3 protein-coding genes are annotated in these 3,960 nt (G+C 68.2%); all 3 read left to right on the forward strand.

The genetic code is table 11. The annotated features are described in order from the left end of the window. Positions 1 to 101: 101 nt before the first annotated feature. The 3 genes from mutL to ABGA94_RS20565 are packed head-to-tail and all read left to right on the forward strand — an operon-like array spanning position 102 to position 3,909. Positions 102 to 2,003 carry a DNA mismatch repair endonuclease MutL gene (gene mutL, locus ABGA94_RS20555; protein WP_032954348.1) on the forward strand — a complete coding sequence of 634 codons (1,902 nt, stop codon included), beginning with the start codon at positions 102 to 104 and terminating at the stop codon, positions 2,001 to 2,003. 11 nt (positions 2,004 to 2,014) lie between these two features. Further along, complete coding sequence (locus tag ABGA94_RS20560; protein ID WP_053500615.1) at positions 2,015 to 2,944, forward strand: DUF1684 domain-containing protein; 930 nt, start codon at positions 2,015 to 2,017, stop codon at positions 2,942 to 2,944. A gap of 2 nt (positions 2,945 to 2,946) precedes the next feature. Beyond that, a complete protein-coding gene (locus ABGA94_RS20565) occupies positions 2,947 to 3,909 on the forward strand; it encodes a TraB/GumN family protein (RefSeq protein WP_375367998.1) in 963 nt (320 codons plus the stop codon). Positions 3,910 to 3,960: the final 51 nt, after the last annotated feature.

Consider the following 3,960-nt stretch of genomic DNA (forward strand, 5'->3'; position numbering starts at 1 on the left):
TGTCAGTCGACTGCGCGCGCAGTGTGGGGGTTTCGGTGGCCGGCGAAGAGCAGTCGACTGACAGTCGACTCTACATGCGCAGCCTCCGTTATCATCCCCGCATGACGTCTGCTACCCATCCGCGCCCGATCCGGCCGTTGCCGGAGATCCTGATCAACCAGATCGCCGCGGGCGAAGTGGTCGAACGGCCCGCGTCGGTGGTCAAGGAACTGGTCGAGAACGCGATCGATGCCGGTGCCAGCCGCGTTGATATCGATCTTGAAGAGGGCGGCGTGCGCCTGATCCGCATCCGCGACAACGGCAGCGGCATCGCGCCAGAACAGTTGCCCCTGGCGGTGTCGCGCCATGCCACCAGCAAGATCGCCGATCTTGACGATCTCGAATCGGTGGCCACGCTCGGTTTCCGTGGAGAAGCGCTGCCGTCGATCGCATCGGTCAGCCGCTTCACCCTGTGCTCGCGGCGCGCGCACGACGAGCACGGTTCGGCACTGCAGATCGAAGGCGGCAAGATCGGCGAGGTGACCCCGCGCGCGCATGCGCCGGGCACCACGGTGGAAGTGCGCGAGTTGTTCTACAACGTGCCGGCGCGGCGCAAGTTCCTGCGCGCCGAGCGTACCGAACTGGGCCATATCGAAGAGTGGCTGCGTTCGCTGGCGCTGGCACGGCCGGATGTCGAGCTGCGCGTGTCGCACAACGGCAAGGCCTCGCGGCGCTACAAGCCGGGCGATCTGTATTCCGATGCGCGCCTTGCCGAAACGCTGGGCGAGGATTTCGCCAACCAGGCCGTGCGCGTGGACCACAGCGGCGCCGGCCTGCGCCTGCATGGCTGGATTGCGCAGCCGCATTATTCGCGCGCGAGCGCCGACCAGCAGTACCTGTACGTCAACGGTCGCTCAGTGCGTGACCGCAGCGTCGCCCACGCAGTGAAGATGGCCTACGGCGACGTGCTGTATCACGGCCGCCAGCCGGCCTATGTGCTGTTCCTCGAACTGGATCCGACCCGCGTCGACGTCAACGTGCATCCGGCCAAGCACGAGGTGCGCTTCCGCGATTCGCGGCTGGTCCACGATTTCGTCTATCGCACGTTGAAGGATGCGCTGGCCGATACCCGTGCCGGCATGTCGGCGCAGGAGATCGGTGCCGGCCCCGCACATCCGGTGGACGCAGCCGCCGTCCCGACGGCATCGAGCGCCGGCGCGTCGGGGTTCGGGCTGGTGCGCGGGGCTGCGCCCGGCTCGGGAGGTGGTGGTGGCGGGTTTTCAGGCTGGCGTCCGCAGCAACCGCTGGGCCTGCAGGTGGCCGATGCACCGGCCGCCTACGCCGCGCTGTACGCCGCGCCCGCCGGCGTCGAACGCGCAGCGGCGTTGCCGCCGATGCCGAGCGAGAACGGGTTGCCGGTGACCAGTGCCGACGCGGGTGTACCGCCACTGGGCTACGCGATCGCGCAGCTGCATGGCATCTACATCCTGGCCGAGAACGCTGAAGGCCTGATCGTGGTCGACATGCATGCGGCCCACGAACGCATCGGCTACGAGCGCCTGAAGAATGCGCACGATGGCATCGGCCTGCAGTCGCAGCCGTTGCTGGTGCCGATCACGCTGGCGGTGGGCGAGCGCGAGGCCGACACTGCAGAAAGCGAAGCCGAGACACTGGCGGCGCTCGGCTTCGAGGTGACCCGGGCCGGCCCCGGTTCGCTGCACGTGCGCAGCATTCCGGCACTGCTGGCGCATGCAGAACCGGAAGGACTGCTGCGCGACGTGCTGACCGACCTGCGCGAGCATGGCCAGAGCCGCCGCGTGGCCAGTGCACGCGACGAACTGCTGTCGACCATGGCCTGCCACGGCGCGGTGCGTGCCAACCGGCGCCTGACCGTGCCGGAAATGAACGCGCTGCTGCGCGACATGGAAATCACCGAACGGTCCGGCCAGTGCAACCACGGCCGACCGACCTGGGCCCGTTTTTCGCTGGCGGAGATCGACCGCTGGTTCCTGCGCGGACGTTGAGGGGAGCATCGATGCGTTATCGGGGAATGGCGGGCCTGCTGGCCGCCGTGGTGTTGGCCGCCTGCAGCCCGGCAACACCGCCGGCGCCGACGGCCGCTGAAGATCCGGCCTACGCGGCCGCGCAGCAGCAATGGCGTGTAGCGCGCTACCAGGACCTGACCCGGCCCGATGGCTGGACGGCCCTGGTCGGCCTGCACTGGCTGCAGAACAAATCCCATTTCGTTGGCAGCGGCGCCACCAACGGCATCCGCCTGACGGTTGGCCCGGACAGGCTGGGCCTGCTGCGTCGCGAAGGGACGCAGTGGTGGTTCACGCCTGAAGCCGGTGTCGATGTCAGCCACGACGGCCAGCCGGTGCGTGGCCGCATCCGCGTCGACACCGACAAGGACGCGCAGCCGACGCTGCTGGCCTTCGATGGCGGCAAGGGCCAGCTCAGCATCATCCGCCGGGGGCCACGGGACGCGCTGCGGGTCAAGCATGCCGAGGCACCTGCGCGGCGTGATTTCGCCGGCCTGCAGTACTGGCCGGGCGGCGCGGACTGGCAGGTGCAGGCGCGCTTCATCGCGCATCCGCCGGGCAAGACCTTGCCGATCGTCGACATCACTGGCTTGACCACCGAGATGCCCAATGCCGGTGCGGTGGAGTTCGAACGTGATGGCCGCAGCTGGCGCCTGGAGGCCATCGGTGCGCCCGGGCAGCCACTGTTCCTGATCTTTGCCGACCGCACCAGCGGCCGCGGCAGCTATCCGGCCGGGCGCTATCTGGATACCGATGCCCCCGCTGCAGACGGCACGGTGCGCATCGATTTCAACCATGCCTACAACCCACCGTGCGCGTTCACCGCCTACGCGACCTGTCCGCTGGCGCCGCCGGAAAACCGGTTGGACCTGCGCGTGGAAGCGGGCGAGAAGGCCTACCACCTGCCTGAAGGAGAAGGCTGACCATGCCGATCAAACACCTGTTCCGTACCGCGCTGTTGCTGGCGGCCTGCGCAGTGGCACCACCGGCCACGGCCCGCGATGGCCAGGCCAGCCCTGCCGCGGCCGCGGCCGCAACCGCGGCCAAGCCGCCGGTACCCCTGTTGTGGAAAGTCACCGGCCCGGGCGATGCACGCGTGTACCTGCTGGGATCGTTCCATCTGCTGAAGCCACAGGACTACCCGCTGTCGCCCGATGTCGAGCAGGCGTTCGAAGCCTCGCAGCGGGTGGTGTTCGAACTGTCGCCGGAAGACATGCAATCGCCCCAGCTGGCCAGCCGCATGGTGCAGGCTGCGACCCGCACCGATGGCAGCGAGCTGAAGCGTGATCTGGATGCGGCCACCTGGCAGAAGCTGCAGGCTTTTGCTGCCCAGAACCAGTTGCCGCTGGCGCAGATGCAGGGCATGAAGCCCTGGTTCGTCGGCCTGAGCATTTCGATCGGGCAGATGCAGAAGCTGGGCCTGGACCCGGCGCTGGGCCTGGACCGCCACTTCATGGAACGCGCGCAGAAGACCGGCCGCAAGACCGCGGGACTGGAAGATATCGATACCCAGATCGGCATGCTGGACGGGATGACGGTGCAGGAACAGCGGCAGATGCTGGCCGAAGCACTGGACCAGGCCGGCAAGGCAGATGAGCAGGCGCGGCTGCTGCATGATGCATGGCGTCGCGGCGACGAGCGCCTGCTGTGGACCAAGATGGCGGCAGAGATGCGCCAGCAGTATCCGCAGCTGTACCAGCGCATCAACACCGGTCGCAACGATGCCTGGGTGCCGAAGCTGCAGCCGTACCTGCAGGCCGGGCAGGGCGGTACGCTGGTGGTGGTCGGCACGCTGCACCTGCTGGGCAGTGATGGCGTGGTCGAGAAGCTGAGGGCGAAGGGCTACAAGGTCGAGCGCGTGTGCACGGGGTGCAAGGCCAAGCGCTGACGCACCGCTGGAGCGATGCCAAACAAGACGGCGCGCCAGGGGCGCGCCGTT

The sequence above is a fragment of the Stenotrophomonas sp. 3diitr2024 genome, assembly GCF_042136455.1.
Classification (GTDB): domain Bacteria; phylum Pseudomonadota; class Gammaproteobacteria; order Xanthomonadales; family Xanthomonadaceae; genus Stenotrophomonas; species Stenotrophomonas sepilia.

What these genes read in the sequence shown, in the direction of transcription:
- mutL (WP_032954348.1), top strand. Translation starts at nt 102, where the DNA reads ATGACGTCTGCTACCCATCCGCGCCCGATCCGGCCGTTGCCGGAGATC.
- ABGA94_RS20560 (WP_053500615.1), top strand. Translation starts at nt 2,015, where the DNA reads ATGCGTTATCGGGGAATGGCGGGCCTGCTGGCCGCCGTGGTGTTGGCC.
- ABGA94_RS20565 (WP_375367998.1), top strand. Translation starts at nt 2,947, where the DNA reads ATGCCGATCAAACACCTGTTCCGTACCGCGCTGTTGCTGGCGGCCTGC.